This window comes from Hydrogenophaga intermedia (assembly GCF_023715105.1).
In the GTDB taxonomy this organism is placed as follows: Bacteria; Pseudomonadota; Gammaproteobacteria; order Burkholderiales; family Burkholderiaceae_C; genus Hydrogenophaga; species Hydrogenophaga intermedia_A.
This window is the reverse complement of the sequence record NZ_JAMBNO010000006.1, coordinates 149,732-164,628: the sequence shown is the minus strand read 5'-3', so window position 1 is coordinate 164,628 and position 14,897 is coordinate 149,732. Positions and strand designations below refer to the sequence as shown.

13 protein-coding genes and 1 pseudogene are annotated in these 14,897 nt (G+C 69.3%); 8 read left to right on the top strand and 6 right to left on the bottom strand.

Features of this window, described 5'->3' with window-relative positions; all coding sequences use genetic code 11:
- Positions 1 to 5: 5 nt before the first annotated feature.
- The 4 genes from M3149_RS07525 to M3149_RS07510 form a co-directional block, all read right to left on the bottom strand.
- Entirely contained in the window at positions 6 to 1,016 is a 1,011-nt protein-coding gene (locus M3149_RS07525) for a thiamine pyrophosphate-dependent dehydrogenase E1 component subunit alpha (RefSeq protein WP_251708721.1), read from the bottom strand.
- 186 nt (positions 1,017 to 1,202) lie between these two features.
- Positions 1,203 to 1,556, bottom strand: coding sequence for a TraR/DksA C4-type zinc finger protein (locus M3149_RS07520; protein WP_251708720.1), 354 nt, complete (start codon positions 1,554 to 1,556; stop codon positions 1,203 to 1,205).
- Positions 1,557 to 1,650: 94 nt separating this feature from the next.
- The gene (locus tag M3149_RS07515) at positions 1,651 to 2,499 is read right to left on the bottom strand and encodes a bifunctional aminoglycoside phosphotransferase/ATP-binding protein (RefSeq protein WP_251708719.1); all 849 of its coding nucleotides are present in this window, start codon (positions 2,497 to 2,499) and stop codon (positions 1,651 to 1,653) included.
- A complete protein-coding gene (locus M3149_RS07510) occupies positions 2,496 to 2,927 on the bottom strand; it encodes an Hsp20/alpha crystallin family protein (RefSeq protein WP_251708718.1) in 432 nt (143 codons plus the stop codon). The genes M3149_RS07515 and M3149_RS07510 overlap by 4 nt, the downstream gene beginning before the upstream one ends.
- Positions 2,928 to 3,084: 157 nt before the next feature.
- Between M3149_RS07510 and M3149_RS07505 the strand changes: the two genes are divergently transcribed.
- Both M3149_RS07505 and M3149_RS07500 read left to right on the top strand, forming a co-directional pair.
- A complete protein-coding gene (locus tag M3149_RS07505; protein ID WP_251708767.1) occupies positions 3,085 to 3,363 on the top strand; it encodes a hypothetical protein in 279 nt (92 codons plus the stop codon).
- Positions 3,360 to 6,053: a bifunctional acetate--CoA ligase family protein/GNAT family N-acetyltransferase gene (locus M3149_RS07500; RefSeq protein ID WP_251708717.1), complete on the top strand. Its 2,694-nt coding sequence runs from the start codon at positions 3,360 to 3,362 to the stop codon at positions 6,051 to 6,053. Before M3149_RS07505 ends, M3149_RS07500 begins: the two co-directional genes overlap by 4 nt.
- A gap of 39 nt (positions 6,054 to 6,092) precedes the next feature.
- Here M3149_RS07500 and M3149_RS07495 read toward each other — a convergent pair whose 3' ends face one another.
- A complete protein-coding gene (locus M3149_RS07495; protein ID WP_251708716.1) occupies positions 6,093 to 6,941 on the bottom strand; it encodes a universal stress protein in 849 nt (282 codons plus the stop codon).
- Between the two features lie 123 nt (positions 6,942 to 7,064).
- Between M3149_RS07495 and M3149_RS23165 the strand changes: the two are divergent.
- The 6 genes and pseudogenes from M3149_RS23165 to M3149_RS07470 all read left to right on the top strand — a co-directional run.
- A pseudogene (locus M3149_RS23165) lies at positions 7,065 to 7,184 on the top strand (AAA family ATPase); the annotation flags it as partial.
- 150 nt (positions 7,185 to 7,334) lie between these two features.
- On the top strand, positions 7,335 to 8,000 hold the full coding sequence (locus M3149_RS07490; protein ID WP_251708715.1) for a phosphoribosyltransferase: 666 nt from the start codon (positions 7,335 to 7,337) through the stop codon (positions 7,998 to 8,000).
- Positions 8,000 to 10,066, top strand: a complete 2,067-nt coding sequence (locus M3149_RS07485; protein WP_251708714.1) for a PAS domain S-box protein — start codon at positions 8,000 to 8,002, stop codon at positions 10,064 to 10,066. Before M3149_RS07490 ends, M3149_RS07485 begins: the two co-directional genes overlap by 1 nt.
- A 70-nt stretch (positions 10,067 to 10,136) precedes the next feature.
- Entirely contained in the window at positions 10,137 to 10,778 is a 642-nt protein-coding gene (locus tag M3149_RS07480; RefSeq protein WP_251708713.1) for a LuxR C-terminal-related transcriptional regulator, read from the top strand.
- 168 nt (positions 10,779 to 10,946) lie between these two features.
- Positions 10,947 to 11,765: a helix-turn-helix domain-containing protein gene (locus tag M3149_RS07475; protein WP_251708712.1), complete on the top strand. Its 819-nt coding sequence runs from the start codon at positions 10,947 to 10,949 to the stop codon at positions 11,763 to 11,765.
- 131 nt (positions 11,766 to 11,896) lie between these two features.
- Positions 11,897 to 12,400 carry a flavodoxin gene (locus tag M3149_RS07470; protein WP_251708711.1) on the top strand — a complete coding sequence of 168 codons (504 nt, stop codon included), beginning with the start codon at positions 11,897 to 11,899 and terminating at the stop codon, positions 12,398 to 12,400.
- Positions 12,401 to 12,509: 109 nt separating this feature from the next.
- On the opposite strand, the gene clpA is transcribed toward M3149_RS07470, so the two are convergent.
- Entirely contained in the window at positions 12,510 to 14,846 is a 2,337-nt protein-coding gene (clpA, locus tag M3149_RS07465) for an ATP-dependent Clp protease ATP-binding subunit ClpA (protein WP_251708710.1), read from the bottom strand.
- Positions 14,847 to 14,897: the final 51 nt, after the last annotated feature.

Sequence of the window (14,897 nt, the reverse complement as noted above, 5' to 3'; positions counted from 1 at the left end):
GGGGTTCAGGCAAACACGTGTTCGGTGGCCTCTGCGGCCGCCGGGTAGAGGCTGCCGCGCGCGAATTCGAAGGCCGCTGCCACGCGCGCCTCGGCGCGCTGGCGGATGCTGTGATCGAGCGCGTCGTCCATCAGCTTGCGTCGGTGCAGCGACGCCGCGAGTGCGGGGATCGGGTCGTGCTGGCGCAATGCACTCACCTCGGTCTTGGGCCGGTACACCTCGGCATCGCCCTGGAAATGGCCGAAGTAGCGGTCGGTCTTCACCTCGATCAGCGTGGCGCCGCCACCGCTGCGCGCGCGCTCCACGGCCGTGGCCGCCGCTTCGTACACCGCGATGGCGTCGTTGTGTTCGACCGCGATGCCCGGGATTCCATAGGCCGCCGCGCGCCCGGCGTTGGAGGCGACGGCCGTGGCCCTGGCCTTGGGCACCGAAATGGCCCAGGCGTTGTCCTCGCACACGAAGATCACTGGCAATTGCCACAGGCCAGCCAGGTTGAGCGATTCGTGGAACGTGCCCTGATTGGCCGCGCCCTCACCGAAGAAGGCCACGGCCACGGCATCGGTGCCACCCAGCTTGGCGGCCAGAGCAGCACCGCAGGCGGGCGGCAGGCTGGCGCCCACGATGCCGCTGCAACTGAAGCGGTGCGCCGGGTCGAACAGGTGCATGTGCCCGCCCTTGCCGCGCCCCAGCCCGGTGACCTTGCCGAAGATCTCGGCCGTCATGCGGTCCATCGGCACGCCCTTGGCGATGGCGAAGTGGTGCGGGCGGTGCGTGCCGACGACGGTGTCGGTGTCTCGCAGGTGCGCGCACACGCCCACGGCCACCGGCTCCTGCCCCGCCGCCAGGTGCATCTCGCCGGGCACCGGGCCCGAGGCGATGTCGAACGCCAGGCCGGGCTGGATGTGAGGCGGCAGCTTGGCCTCCAGATACACCTGAGCCAGTGTTTCCTCGTAACGCCGGATCACGAGCATGGTCTCGTACATCCAGAGCAGCTTGTCGGGGGGAAGTTTGGTCACATCGGTCTCCGCGTCGTCGTTCGATGCAGGCAATCTAGGACCGGCGACGGAAGGAAACTTGATGTGGCGCAACTTGCTGCCGCGCTGCGCATGCGGCCCACCACCGTGCCATTGCAGCGCTGGTGCAAAGGCCCGCACGCGCCGGGGTGCGACGCGCACGCGAGCGGCGATGTGAGGCCGCGCCGACTAGCCGAGTTCGGGCAGGAACTCGGCGTCCCAGGTCGAGGTGGGGCCTTCGTGGCCCCCACGCTGCACGTCCTCGGACACGAGGGCGCAGCCGGTGCACAGCGTGCTGTCGGGCTGCAGCGTGTGGCGTGTGAACGAGATGGGCTCGCCGCAGCGCAGGCAGTTGGCTGCGCCACGGGCTTCAAGGCGCGCCAGCGCGCTGTCGAGCCGATCCACCTCCTCGACCATGTCGTCGGCCTGTTCGGTGGGCAGGTTCTCGCGGCACAAGCGATTGAGCAAATGCTCACGGCGCTGGTGCAGCGCGGCACGCAGGTGCGCGTGCGCATCCGGTTCAAGGCGTTCGCGGCCGGACATGGCGTCTCCTCATGTTGATCGATGACGACCCGCAGTTGCCAGGGAGTGTCGGTACGCGCGAAGGCCCTTACCTTGACGCGCGTCAAGCGCCGGGTCAAGGCTGTCCGTCGGCCACCGCCAGGGCGTCGCCCGCCAAGAGGCTCGCGTCCTCCACCCGAAGGCCTTCCTCGTCGGTCAAGGGATCCTGCGCGCCCTGCAGCATCTCCAGCGTGCCCTCATCGGCCTCCGACGCATCCCCGCGGCGCTTGCGCAGGCGCGTGCGCAGCACGTCGGCGGGCGCTTCGCAGTGCACGATGCGCCAGGGCACACGGGCGCGGCGCGCCAGTGCCCGGTACACCATCGCTTGGCGCAAGCCTGGCAAGCCCGGGTGCTCTCCCGTTGCGTCCAACCAGGCGTTGAGCAGGCGAAACGCCAGGTCAGCGCGGCCTTGCGCGTGCAGGTCCATCACGACAAAGGCGATGTCGCCGATGACGTCGATCCAGCGCAACGCCGGATCGAACTCGATGCCATCGAAGGCCTCGACCCCGCCCTCGATGGCGATCAGGTTGTCCAGGTGCAGATCGCCATGGCACTCGCGAACATGGCCGCCGCGCAAGCGCGCGGCCCAATGCGCGGCCAGCCGCAGCGATTGCGCGCCCAGCCAGCGCGAGAGCATGACCGTCTCGTCGACCGAGCACAGCGGTGCCGCTCCTTGCAGCGCGGCCATCGCCACCGCCGCGCGCTGCACCGGGCTGGCAAAGCCACTGTCCGCAGGCGCCACCGGCGCTTCGCGTTGCAAGCGCGCCAGGCGCTCGGCGCGGGCGTCGATCTCGGGCTCGCCAGCCAGCAACACCCAGGAGATGTGGGTCTCGATCAATGTGGCGCTCAGCCGGGCGGCGAGCGAGCGCACCAGCGCGCCGGCCTGTGCCAGCGCCTCGTTTGCACCGACGCCCGGTGCGCTCACTGGATGGCGATCTTGCGCGCGCTCGTGGCGGCCTTCTTGGGCAGCTTGAGCGTGAGCACGCCGTTGGCGTAGCGCGCATCCACCTTGCCTTCGTCGATGTCACAGGCCAGGCTGAACGTGCGCGAAACGGTGCCCTGGTAGCGCTCGCTGCGGATCACCTTGTCGCCATTGCCCTTGGTTTCCTTCTCGCTGCGCGCTTCGGCGTCGATCTGCACCACGTTGCCGTCGATGCGAACGTTGATGTCGTCCTTCTTGACGCCCGGGATGTCGGCCTTGACCTCGTAGGCCTGGTCGTTCTCCGTCACGTCCACGCGCATCTTCAGCAACGGCGCGGGCTCCATGTCGAACGCCATCGACGCCAGGAAGCGGCGCATGACGTTGTCGAAAGAATCGCTGAACACCGGGTCCAACAGACGCAGATTGCTCATGGTGGTTTCCTCGTCTGAAGTTGAGTTGGCTGCGCGCTCGGCGCGCCGCTTCACTGTAGGAGCCGGCGGCGGGCATTTCTTGATGTGGCGCAAGCCGGACAGAGATCCCCTTGATGTAGCGCAAGCGCGTTCGCGCGCGCTCGCCGATGATCGGGCCATGCGAACCCGTCATGCGAGCGATGCGCCGCACGGCTTGCTGCTCCAGCAGCAATGGTGTGGAGAGGCCTCCCGCCTGCCCATGCCCATGCGCATGCATGGCAAATGGCTGCGCCGCCTTCGCCTGCACAACGATCTGGCCGAAGGGCGCTACTGCGTTGACGACAAGGCGGTGGGCCGGCGGGACAGCCGGGCCATGGCCAGTCTGCGCGTTCACGGCCGCCCGGTGCCAGCGCCCGGCACCCATGTGCACCCGACACCCGCGGAGAACACCCCATGAGCATTCGCCACCTCGACCACCTGTTCCAGCCGCGATCGGTGGCGGTGATCGGCGTCTCGCGCCGCGCTGACGGGGTGGGCACGCTGGTGTGGCGCAACCTGCGCGAGGCGGGCTTCGCGGGGCCGATGTGGGCCGTCAACCACCGGCCGTTCGCCCTCGACGCCGACACCGTGTACGCCAGCGTGGACGCGCTGCCCGCCGCGCCCGACCTGGCCGTCATCTGCACACCCGCGGCCAGCGTGCCCGAACTGGTGGCTCAGCTCGGACGCAAGGGAACGCGCGCCGCCATCGCGCTCACCGCCGGCCTGCGCGAGGGCCGGCTGGACGACGGTCGCAGCCTGGAGCAGGCCATGCTCGACGCCGCACGCCCGCACCTGCTGCGCATCCTCGGGCCCAACTGCATCGGCGCGCTGGTGCCGGGGTGTGCGCTCAATGCCAGCTTCGCCCCGGGCCAGGCGCTCCCCGGCGAGCTGGCCTTCGTCACGCAATCGGGCGCGCTGGCCACAGCCATGCTCGACTGGGCACACCCGCGCGGCATCGGCTTCTCGCACTTCATTTCGCTGGGCGACAGTGCCGATGTGGATTTCGGCGACCTGCTCGACTACCTGGCCAGCGACCCGCACACCCGCGCCATCCTGCTCTACATCGAGTCGGTGAAGCACGCGCGCAAGTTCATGTCGGCCGCACGCGCCGCGGCGCGCAACAAGCCGGTGGTGCTGGTCAAGTCGGGCAGGCGCCCCGACGGCGCACGTGCCGCGGCCTCACACACCGGTGCGCTCGCGGGCTCCGACCCGGTGTTCGACGCCGCCGTGCGGCGCGCCGGCATGCTGCGCGTGGATACCCTGGAAGACCTGTTCGATGCCGCGCAGACGCTGGCGCGCGTGCCCGGCTGGCGTGGCCCCCGGCTGGCCGTGCTCACCAACGGGGGCGGTGCCGGCGTGCTGGCGGCTGACACCCTGGGCGGTGGCGAGCTGGCCACCCTCTCCCCTGCCACGCTTGCGCAACTCGACACCTGCCTGCCCGCCACCTGGTCGCGCGGCAACCCGGTGGACATCATCGGCGACGCTCCGCCCCAGCGCTACACCGATGCACTGCGCGTGCTGCTGGCCGCCAGCGAGGTGGACGGCGTGCTCCTCATGCACGCGCCCACCGCGATCGCCGCGCCCAGCGACATCGCACAGGCCTGCCTGCCGCTGCTGCGCGACGCCGGCAAGCCGGTACTGGCCTGCTGGCTGGGCGGTGAGCGGGTGGCCGCCGCGCGAAAACTGTTCGACACCCACGGCATGGCCGGCTACACCACCCCCGAGCGCGCCACCGCTGCCTGGCTGCAGCTGCGCGACTTTCACGCGGCACAGACCGCGTTGCTGCAGTTGCCCGAATCACGCCCGGAACTGCAGTTTCCCGACCGCGACGGTGCGCGCGCTCTCGTGCAGGCTGCCCTGGCCGAGGGCCGCGAATGGCTCGACGAGCTCGACGCCAAACAACTGCTGCATGCCTACGGCATTCCCTGCGTGGCCACCGAGCGTGTGTCGGACGTGACGGCAGCGCTGGCTGCGGCCCACCGCATCGGCTACCCGGTCGCGCTCAAGATCGTCTCGCCCGAGGTGCTGCACAAGTCCGACGTCGGTGGCGTGGCGCTCGACGTGGGCGACGCGAGCGCGCTGCGCGCCGCCGCGCAACGCATGCATGAACGCGTGCTCAAGGCCGTGCCGAACGCGCAGCTCATCGGCTTCACCGTGCAGGCCATGGCCGTGCGCCCGCAGGCGGTGGAGACCATCGTTGGCATCGCCAGCGACCCGGTGTTCGGCCCGGTGCTCCTGTTTGGCGAAGGCGGCACCGCGGTGGAGGTGCGCGCCGACCGCGCGATCGCGCTGCCGCCACTCAACGCCGTGCTGGCGCGCGAGCTGATCGGGCGCACGCGGGTGGCCGCTCTGCTGCGCGGCTATCGCGCGCGCCCGGCCGCCAACCAGAACGCCATCGTCGACGTGCTGCTGCGCCTGAGCCAGCTCGCGAGTGACCTCGCCCCGGTGGCCGAACTCGACATCAACCCGCTGCTGGTGGACGCGGCCGGCGCGATGGCACTGGATGCGCGCGTGCGCGTGCGCCCGATACCGCCCGCGCGCGAAGGCTCGCACCTGGCGCTGCGGCCCTACCCATCGGAACTGGAGCGCACCCTGACCATCGACGGCCAGACGTTGCAGATGCGGCCGATCCGACCCGAGGATGGCGAGCGGCTGGCGCGCTTCTACGAGGCCTGCTCGCCCGAGGAAATGCGGCTGCGTTTCTTCTTCACGCGCCGCGAGGTGCCCCACAGCGAGCTCGCGCGCTACTGCCAGATCGACTACGAACGCGAGATGACCTTCGTGGCGCTGGACGGCGATGTACTGTGCGGCGAAGCACGCGCCGTCTGCGACCCGGACAACGAGACAGCCGAGTTCGCGGTGCAGGTGGCGCAGCCCTGGCAACGCCGCGGGCTCGGGCGGGCGTTGCTCGACACGCTGAGCGCCTACCTGCGCGAGCGCGGCACGCGCGAACTCGTGGGCTGGTGCCTGGAGAACAACCACGGCATGGTGAATCTGGCGCGTGCGGCGGGCTTCGGCATGCACGGCGGGCCCGATCGCACGCTGGCGCTTCGCCTGCCGCTCACGCCATCGCTCGCGCCATCGCGCACGCCAGCGCCGACGCCGTAGCCGTAGCCGTGACGAGTGCCGCGCGTGATCGGCGAGCGATCAGTGCGACATCAGCACGGGCAGGGTCATCGAACGCATCACCGTGCGCGATGCGCCGCCCAGCAACCACTCGCGAAGGCGAGCGTGGCCGTAGCAGCCCATCACCAGCAGATCGGCGCCGTGGTCGGTGCAACGGGAGAGCATCAACTCGCCCACCAGGTCGGGGCTGGCCGGCGCCTCGTCGTCGAAGCGCGCAGCCACGCCGTGCAGCTTGAGAAAGCGCTCCAGACCCAGGATGCTGCCGCTGGCGCGCGGCGCCTCGGGCGTCTCGTTCCAGCGCATCACCACCACGTGGCGCGCTCGCTGCAACAGCGGCAGCGCCGCCGTGAGCGCCGCAGCCGCTTCGCGAGAGGCCTTCCACGCCACGGCCACGGTGTCGAACGACGCCGGCACCGCGCCCACGTACGGCACCATGAGCGCAGGGCGGCCGCTCTGCGCCATCACCGACGGCGCGAAATCGGCCGGCACCTCGCCGCTGGACGGATCGGCCGGGTCGTGCTGGCCCAGCACGAGCAGGTCGGCGTACAGGGCTTGCTGCGAGAAGGCCCTGATCACGTCGGCCTCCAGACATTCGGCCCAGGTGGCGCGCGGGCTGCCCTCGGCCAGCGCTTCGTCGAAGCGTTCCCGGGCCTCGGCGCGCCGCTCGGCGTGCTGCTGGTTGAGCACCGTGGCAAGCCTCTCGCCCGCCTCCAGCGTGCGGGCTGCGTGGTAGTAGCCCGGTTGCGCGGCATGCACCGCAGCCACGCTGGCGTCCTGCACGTGCGCGATGTGCCGCGCCAGGGCCAGGCGCGCGTCGCTGCGACGCGTGTTGTCGATGTGCACGAGGATTTGTCGGTAGTTGGTCTTCATGGTGGCTCCTGGGCGTTGCGGCGCCATCGCTCACTCTAGGCCGCTGCCGCCGGCCGTTGCTGATGCACATCAACTCCCTCGGCCCCGCTCGCCAAAACGCCGCTTGATGCAACGCCAGCCGCGGCGGGCGCGCTGCACCGCGCCAACGGCGGCTATCCGATGCTCGATGCCGTGAAGGAGCTGGCGCAGCCCAATGCCTGGAAGAGCCTGACCAACACGGGGCCGCCCGCTTGGCGCAGCTGACGCGCATGCGCCTGGCCGTGGGCAAGACAGACAGGCCGGTCCGCCGCAAACGACGGCCTTGATCTGGCGCAAGGCGCCAGGCCGGCAAAGGTCTACATTGAAGCCGGCGCAGTACTGCGGGATTTGCCTGCGGTGCCCGCGCATCGCCCCATGCTGTTTCACGACCGACTCGACGCCGCCCGCCAGCTGGCCGCCGCGCTGGCTCACCTGCGCGGCAGTCGGCCGCTCGTGCTGGCCATTCCCCGCGGCGCGGTGCCCATGGCCGCGCTGGTGGCGCGCGCGCTCGATGGCGATCTCGACATCGTTCTGGTGCGCAAGCTGGGTGCGCCGTTCTCCGACGAGTACGCGGTGGGCGCGGTGGACGAAACCGGCTGGGTCTACGTGACACCGCACGCCGCAGCGGCCGGTGCGGATGCCGAGCACCTTGCGCGCACGCGGCGCGAGCAAATGGCCGAGATTGCGCGCCGCCGCACGGCCTACACGCCCGGGCGGCAGGCGCCCGCGGTGCGCGATCGCACCGTGATCGTGGTCGACGACGGGCTGGCGACCGGCTCGACCATGCTGGCCGCGCTGCACGCGGTGCGCCAGGGCGCCCCCGCACACCTGGTGTGTGCAGCGCCCGTCGCCTCGGCAGAGAGCCTGGCGCTGGTGCGCCCGGTGGTTGACGAGTTGGTTTGCCTGCAAACGCCGGCGGGTTTTCAGGCCGTGGGCCAGTTCTACCGGCACTTCCCGCAGGTGGACGACGAAGCCGTTGTGCGCGCCTTGCGCGACGCGGCGCAACAGAGCGGCGGCGACGTGCCCCGCAGCGTGCCGTGATGCATACCCTGGGCACCGATACCGCCACCGGTGCCCTCGAGCAGGCCAGAGGCCGCCCTCGCCTGCGCTGGCTGCTGCTGTGGCTCGTGCTGGCCACGCAGCTGCCGGCCCTGCTGCTGTTTGCCGCCGCGTCATGGCTGGTGTTCGACCGCGAGCAGGTCGCAATGTCGCAACAACTCATGCGCGCCACGGTGGCCTTGTCCCACCGCGTGAACGCGCGCGTGGTGAGCGTGCAGCGCGCGCTGCAGGAGCTGGCGCGGCAGTTGCCGCCCGAGGGCGAATCGCTGCAGGACTTTCACCGCGCCGCTACTGCGCTGGCACGCGATCTCGAGGTGGATTCGGTGTTGCTGGTGCGTGCGAACGGCGAACCCCTGATCGACACACTGCACGCGGCCGGCGCGGCGTTGCCGCGCACGGTGCCCGCGGCGTTTGCCGATGTCGCGCGCACGGCGCGCTCCGACGTGGTGGACGTGACCACCTGGCCCGCGCGCAACAAGCCGGTGGTGGGCATTGGCGTGCCGCTCACGCGCGCCGGCGGCGAAACCCTGGCGCTGCACGCCGTGATCGATCTGGTGCATCTGCAGGATCTGCTGGAAGACGAGCAACTGCTCGAACCCTGGCAGGCCGCTGTGGTGGACGATGCCGGTCGCTACATCGCACACGCCGGCAACGGCGCTGCCCTCGCGGGCACGCGCGTCGGCCCGCGCTTGCGCGAGCACGTCGACCATGGCGGCTTCGCCACCATCCAGCTGGCCGAGCCCGACGCAGCGCCCGTGATGGTGTCCTACTGGACCTCGCCGGCCACGCACTGGACAGGCGTGGTGCAGGTACCGCTGGCCGTCTTCAACCAGACCGCCTGGCGCGCGGTGCTGACGCTGGGCATACCGCTGGCGCTGGTGATCGCGCTGGGCCTGCTGGGCGCGCGTCTGATGTACCAACGGCTCTCGACCGCCGTGGGTGAGCTGCATGCCGCGGCACGGGCCGCCGACGACAGCCGGCGCCATGGCGAACAGCGGCTGGATGGCATGCTGCAGGCGGCACCGTCGGCCACCGTGCTGATCGACACCAACCACCGCGTGCGCACCATGAACCCGGCCGCACGCACCCTGTTCGGTCATGCGCCCCAGCAACTGGTGGGCCGCAGCCTGGAGCCGCTGTTCACCCCCCTGAGCTGGCGCGACTGCCAGGAGGCGATCGCCGAGGCCCTGCGCGGGCAGCTGCGCGGGCCGGACGGGCACATCCGTGGTCATTGCGTGCGCCTGGGCGGTGACGTCTTTCCTGCCGAGTTCTCGGTCAGTGCCATTCCGGGGGACGACTCGGAGCGCCTGATCGCGGTGACCGTGCACGACATCAGCGAGCGCGAGGCGCTGCAGGCCGCGACCCTGGCCGCGCACGAGGAGCTGGAGCAGACGGCGCTGCGATTCGAGCGCATGCTGCTGCGCGAGATGGACAACCGGCAGGCGCAGATCGGACGCGAGCTTCACGACGCGGTGGGGTCGGCGATGGCCGGTATTTCGTTGCTGCTGGAGGCGGCGGCCGCGCGCCGGCGCGAGCCTGAACTGGTGGGCCCATTGCTGGAGAAGGCGCACGAACAGGTGAACCTGGTGTCCGAACGGCTGCGCCAGCTCTCGCGCGGCATCGTGCCCGCCGGCAACGAGGCCGGCGCATTACGCCAGGCCCTGGAGCAATACGTGCTCGATGCCGGGTCGATCATGGGGATCGAATGCACGCTGCGCGCCCGCGGCGACTTCAGCGACGTCGGCGCCGAAAGCGCCGGCCACGTCTATCGCATCGTGCAGGAGGCCATCATCAATGCGGTGCGCCACGGCCAGGCGCGCAGCGTGTCGGTACGCCTGGCGCGCGCCGGCGAACGCTGCAGCCTGTCGGTGCGCGACGACGGCAAAGGCTGCGACCTCAGCCTTGTGCACCCTACGCACCCGGGCATGGGCCTCAAATCGATGCAGGCGCGCGCGCGGGCGCTGCGCGGACAGTTTTCGCTCCACAACCGCCGCAGCGGCGGCTGCGAAGTGTTGCTCCGCTGGTCGGAACCCGTGGCCCGGGATTGATCTTTCGCAGGTTTCGATGCGGTGCAAGGTCTATCGTGGAAATGCAAACGTCCGTCAGACGAGCTGAGCCATGGACAACTCCGTCATCGTGATCGACGACCACGACATCGTGCGCTTCGGTCTGGAGACGCTGCTCGCCGACAGCCCGCAGCTGCGGCTGCTGGGCAGCGCGGCCAGCCTGCGCGAGGGCCTGGCGTTGATCGAACGCCATCAGCCGGCGCTGGTGATCACCGACATGGGCACGGGCGACTCCAGCGGACTGGCCACGGTGCGCGCCGTGCTCGCGGCCCAGGGTCCGCGGGCGACCCTGGTGCTCAGCATGCAGGACGAGATGCTTTACGGCGAACAGGTGATGGCGCTGGGCGCCAATGGCTACCTGATGAAGGAGCGCGCCTCCGCCGAGATCGTGCCGGCTGCGCTGGCCGCCCTCAAGGGCGAGTTGTGGATGAGCCCGCGCCTGAGCGCGCGCGTGATGAGCCGCGCGCTCAAGCGTCCGCGTTCGGGCGCACCCGAGGAGCGCGGCGAGTCCGCCCTGTCGCTGCGCGAGCGCGAAGTGCTCGACCTGGTGCACCAGGGCCGAAGCACCAAGGAGATCGCCACCGCACTGGGCCTGAGCACGCGCACGGTAGACATCCACCGGGCCAACATCAAGCGCAAGCTGGGCCTGCGCACGGGTGCCGCGGTGATCGCCTCCGGTGCGCGGCGCGACTGAGCGTGGCCCGATGCGGGCGTGACACCGCTGTTGGCGGCTAGGTTCAGGTACCTATCGAGACGCCCGGCGCCCACACCAAGATGCCTTCAGGCGCCAGTGCCCGGCGGCGAGCTCGCCGCTTGCGCACCCCTCGCGGACCCAACCGTGTGGCGCCAGATGGAGGTTTTCATGGAATGGGGAAGTTCGATTCACGGCGCCGACGCCACCGCCACGGTGGTTCTGCCCGACTTCATGGCACGCCCGGCCTTGCGCCTGCCCACCATCCCGCTGGTCAATGCCGCCACGTCCACGCATTCGGCCTGTGCCACCTGCATGGTGCGCCATGCCTGCCTGCCGTCCTGGGCCGAGCCCGGCGCGCAAGCACCGCTGGAGCGCACACCGATCGCGCGCCGCCGCCTGCGCAAGGGGCAGGCCGTGTTCCGCGAGGGTGAACGCTGCGAATACATCTACGCAGCACGCTTCGGATCGTTCAAGTCGGTGGCCAGCCTGAGCGACGGCCGTGAACAGGTCATGGCTTTCCACCTGCCGGGCGAGATGTTCGGCTTCGATGGCCTTGCCACCGGCAAACAACCCACTACCGTGAGCGCGTTGGAAGACGCCGAGGTCTGTGTGCTGCCCTATGCGCAGTTGAGTGAGGCCGCCGGCACGAGCCGTTCCGTGCTGCACCACCTCACCAGCACGCTTTGCGCCGAGCTGGTGAACGAGCGCCGCGTGGCGGCACTGATTGCCAACACGCGCTCCGAGGAGCGCGTGGCCGCCTTCCTGCTGAACCTGTCGCAGCGCCTGCACGAACGCGGCTACTCGTCGCGGGCTTTCCAGTTGCGCATGACGCGTGAGGAGATCGGCAGCTACCTTGGCGCCACGCTGGAGACGGTGAGCCGCTGCCTGTCGTCACTGGCGCGCCGGGGTTTCGTCAGCGTGCACCGCCGGCAGATCGAGATCGTCGACCCGGACGGCCTGCGCGCCCACTACGCAGCGCTGAATTGAGCTTATGGCGCGCGACCGACGGCATCGTCCCGCGCGCGTGATTTGACGCGCATCAGCCTGGCAACGACAACGGGCCTGCAACATCCCCTGGAGCGCTGCATCGCAGCGATCTTGCATGGGACCGAACGATCATGGACAGCATCCTCGTCGTCAACTATTCCTACACCGGCGTGTCGCGCCGTGCTGCCCAGTTGCTGGCCTCGCACCAGGGTTGGCCTCTGGGTATCGTTGAAGACATCCACCCGCGCGCCGGCACCCGCGGCTACCTGCGCTGCATGCTGGACTCCTTGCTCGGGCGTCGACCGCGCGTGCACTACTCGGGGCCTCGCCCCGAGGACTTTCGCACCGTGGTGTTGATCGCACCGATCTGGATGTACCGCCTGGCCGGGCCGATGCGAAGCTTCCTGCACGCACACCGCCTGCGTCGCGTGGCCGTGATCGTGACCATGGGTTCGGCCGGTGCCAGCAATGCCTTTGCCGAGGTGCAGCACATCATCGGCAAGGCGCCCTTGGCCACGCTCGCCCTGACCGCGCGTGAGATACAGACCGGCAGTGGCACCGCCAGGCTGCTGGCATTCGGTGACCAGCTTCGATCGCGCCGCGCACCCACGGGCATGAGCGCGGTGACGGCCTGAACGACCTGTCGCCGACAACGATCGGCGACAAGAACCGTCAGCGCAAAAAAAGCCCCGCCATGGCGGGGCTTTCCTTGCAGTGCCCGGGACACGCGGCCCCGCGGCGGCCTCAGACCTCGGTGGCTTCCTCGGGCTTGGCCTTGCCCTCTTTCTTGGGCAACGGCTGGATGTCGAGTTCGACGTCGTAGGTCTCCTTGCCATCCTCACCGGTCTTGGTGGCCAGATCCACCGTCAGGCGACCGCCTTCGGTGAGGCGACCGAACAGCAGTTCATCGGCCAGCGCGCGGCGGATCGTGTCCTGGATCAGGCGCTGCATCGGGCGCGCGCCCATCAGCGGATCGAAGCCCTTCTTGGCCAGATGCTTGCGCAGCGTGTCGGTGAAGGTGACCTCGACCTTCTTCTCGGCCAGTTGCGTTTCCAGTTGCAGCAGGAACTTGTCGACCACACGCAGGATGATCTGCTCGTCCAGCGCCTTGAAGCTCACGATCGCGTCGAGGCGGTTGCGGAACTCGGGCGTGAACAGGCGCTTGATGTCGGCCATCTCGTCGCCCGACTCGCGGGCGTTGGTGAAGCCGATGCTGGCCTTGTTCATGGTCTCGGCACCCGCGTTCGTGGTCATGATGATGATCACGTTGCGGAAGTCGGCCTTGCGCCCGTTGTTGTCGGTCAGCGTCCCGTGGTCCATCACCTGCAGCAGCACGTTGAAGATGTCCGGGTGCGCTTTCTCGATCTCGTCGAGCAGCAGCACGCAGTGCGGCTTCTTGGTGATGGCTTCGGTGAGCAGGCCACCCTGGTCGAAGCCCACATAGCCCGGAGGCGCGCCGATCAGGCGGCTGACGGCATGGCGCTCCATGTACTCGGACATGTCGAAGCGGATCAGCTCGATGCCCATGATGTAGGCCAGCTGCTTGGCCGCTTCGGTCTTGCCGACGCCGGTGGGGCCGCTGAACAGGAAGGCGCCGATGGGTTTGTCGGCCCGGCCCAGGCCGGAGCGCGCCATCTTCACGCTGGCAGAGAGCACCTCCAGTGCCTTGTCCTGGCCGAACACGACGCTCTTCAAGTCGCGCTCCAGGGTGGCGAGCTTGCCGCGGTCGTCGTTGGACACGTTGGCGGGCGGAATGCGCGCGATCTTGGCGACGATTTCCTCGACCTCGGTCTTGGAGATGGTCTTCTTGCGCTTGGACGCCGGCAGGATGCGCTGCGCCGCACCGGCCTCGTCGATCACGTCGATCGCCTTGTCGGGCAGGTGGCGGTCGTTGATGTACTTGGCCGAGAGCTCGGCCGCGGCCTGCAGCGCTGCCACGGCGTACTTGACGTTGTGGTGCTCCTCGAAGCGCGACTTCAGGCCCTTGAGGATGTCCACCGTCTGCTCGACGGTGGGCTCGACCACGTCGACCTTCTGGAAGCGCCGCGACAGGGCCGCGTCCTTCTCGAAGATGCCTCGGTATTCGGTGAAGGTGGTGGCGCCGATGCACTTGAGCTGGCCGCTGGAGAGCGCCGGCTTGAGCAGGTTGGACGCGTCCAGCGTGCCGCCCGAGGCCGCGCCGGCCCCGATCAGGGTGTGGATCTCGTCGATGAACAGGATGGCGTTGGGCTTGTCCTTGAGCGACTTGAGCACGCCTTTGAGGCGCTGCTCGAAATCACCGCGGTACTTGGTGCCGGCCAGCAGCGCACCCATGTCGAGCGAATACACATTCGAATCGGCCAGGATCTCGGGCACCTCGCCCTGGGTGATGCGCCAGGCCAGGCCCTCGGCAATGGCCGTCTTGCCCACGCCAGCCTCGCCCACCAGCAGCGGGTTGTTCTTGCGCCGGCGGCACAGGATCTGGATCACGCGCTCGACCTCGTACTCGCGGCCGATCAGCGGGTCGATCTTGCCGTCCTTGGCCATCTGGTTCAGGTTCTGGGTGAACTGCTCCAGCGGCGAGGCCTTCTCGTTGCCCTTGGCTTCGGCGGCTTCCTCGTTCTCGGCCGCGCTCTCGTTGGACTTGGTCGGCTCGGGCGGATCGCTCTTGCGGATGCCGTGGGCGATGAAATTGACCACGTCCAGGCGCGTGACGCCCTGCTGGTGCAGGTAGTAGACGGCGTGCGAGTCCTTCTCGCCGAAGATCGCCACCAGCACGTTGGCACCCGTGACTTCCTTCTTTCCGTTGCCGGTGGACTGCACGTGCATGATGGCGCGCTGGATGACGCGCTGGAAACCCAGCGTGGGCTGGGTGTCAACCTCGTCGGTGCCGGCCACCTGCGGGGTGTTGTCCTTGATGAAATTCGTCAGCGACTTGCGAAGGTCGTCGATGTTGGCCGAGCAGGCGCGAAGCACCTCGGCAGCGCTGGGGTTGTCCAGCAGGGCCAGCAGCAGGTGTTCAACGGTGATGAATTCGTGCCGCTGCTGCCTGGCCTCAACGAAGGCCATGTGCAAGCTGACTTCAAGTTCCTGGGCAATCATGGGGCACGTCCTTTGTGCTGGGGGTCTGAATTCGCGTCCTGAGACGAATGT

Excerpts from the sequence above, each read along its gene's own strand:
- M3149_RS07520 (WP_251708720.1), bottom strand. The coding sequence starts at position 1,556 with ATGTCCGGCCGCGAACGCCTTGAACCGGATGCGCACGCGCACCTGCGT.
- M3149_RS07500 (WP_251708717.1), top strand. The coding sequence starts at position 3,360 with ATGAGCATTCGCCACCTCGACCACCTGTTCCAGCCGCGATCGGTGGCG.
- M3149_RS07475 (WP_251708712.1), top strand. The coding sequence starts at position 10,947 with ATGGAATGGGGAAGTTCGATTCACGGCGCCGACGCCACCGCCACGGTG.
- M3149_RS07480 (WP_251708713.1), top strand. The coding sequence starts at position 10,137 with ATGGACAACTCCGTCATCGTGATCGACGACCACGACATCGTGCGCTTC.
- M3149_RS07485 (WP_251708714.1), top strand. The coding sequence starts at position 8,000 with ATGCATACCCTGGGCACCGATACCGCCACCGGTGCCCTCGAGCAGGCC.
- M3149_RS07470 (WP_251708711.1), top strand. The coding sequence starts at position 11,897 with ATGGACAGCATCCTCGTCGTCAACTATTCCTACACCGGCGTGTCGCGC.
- M3149_RS07490 (WP_251708715.1), top strand. The coding sequence starts at position 7,335 with ATGCTGTTTCACGACCGACTCGACGCCGCCCGCCAGCTGGCCGCCGCG.
- M3149_RS07505 (WP_251708767.1), top strand. The coding sequence starts at position 3,085 with ATGCGAACCCGTCATGCGAGCGATGCGCCGCACGGCTTGCTGCTCCAG.
- clpA (WP_251708710.1), bottom strand. The coding sequence starts at position 14,846 with ATGATTGCCCAGGAACTTGAAGTCAGCTTGCACATGGCCTTCGTTGAG.
- M3149_RS07510 (WP_251708718.1), bottom strand. The coding sequence starts at position 2,927 with ATGAGCAATCTGCGTCTGTTGGACCCGGTGTTCAGCGATTCTTTCGAC.
- M3149_RS07495 (WP_251708716.1), bottom strand. The coding sequence starts at position 6,941 with ATGAAGACCAACTACCGACAAATCCTCGTGCACATCGACAACACGCGT.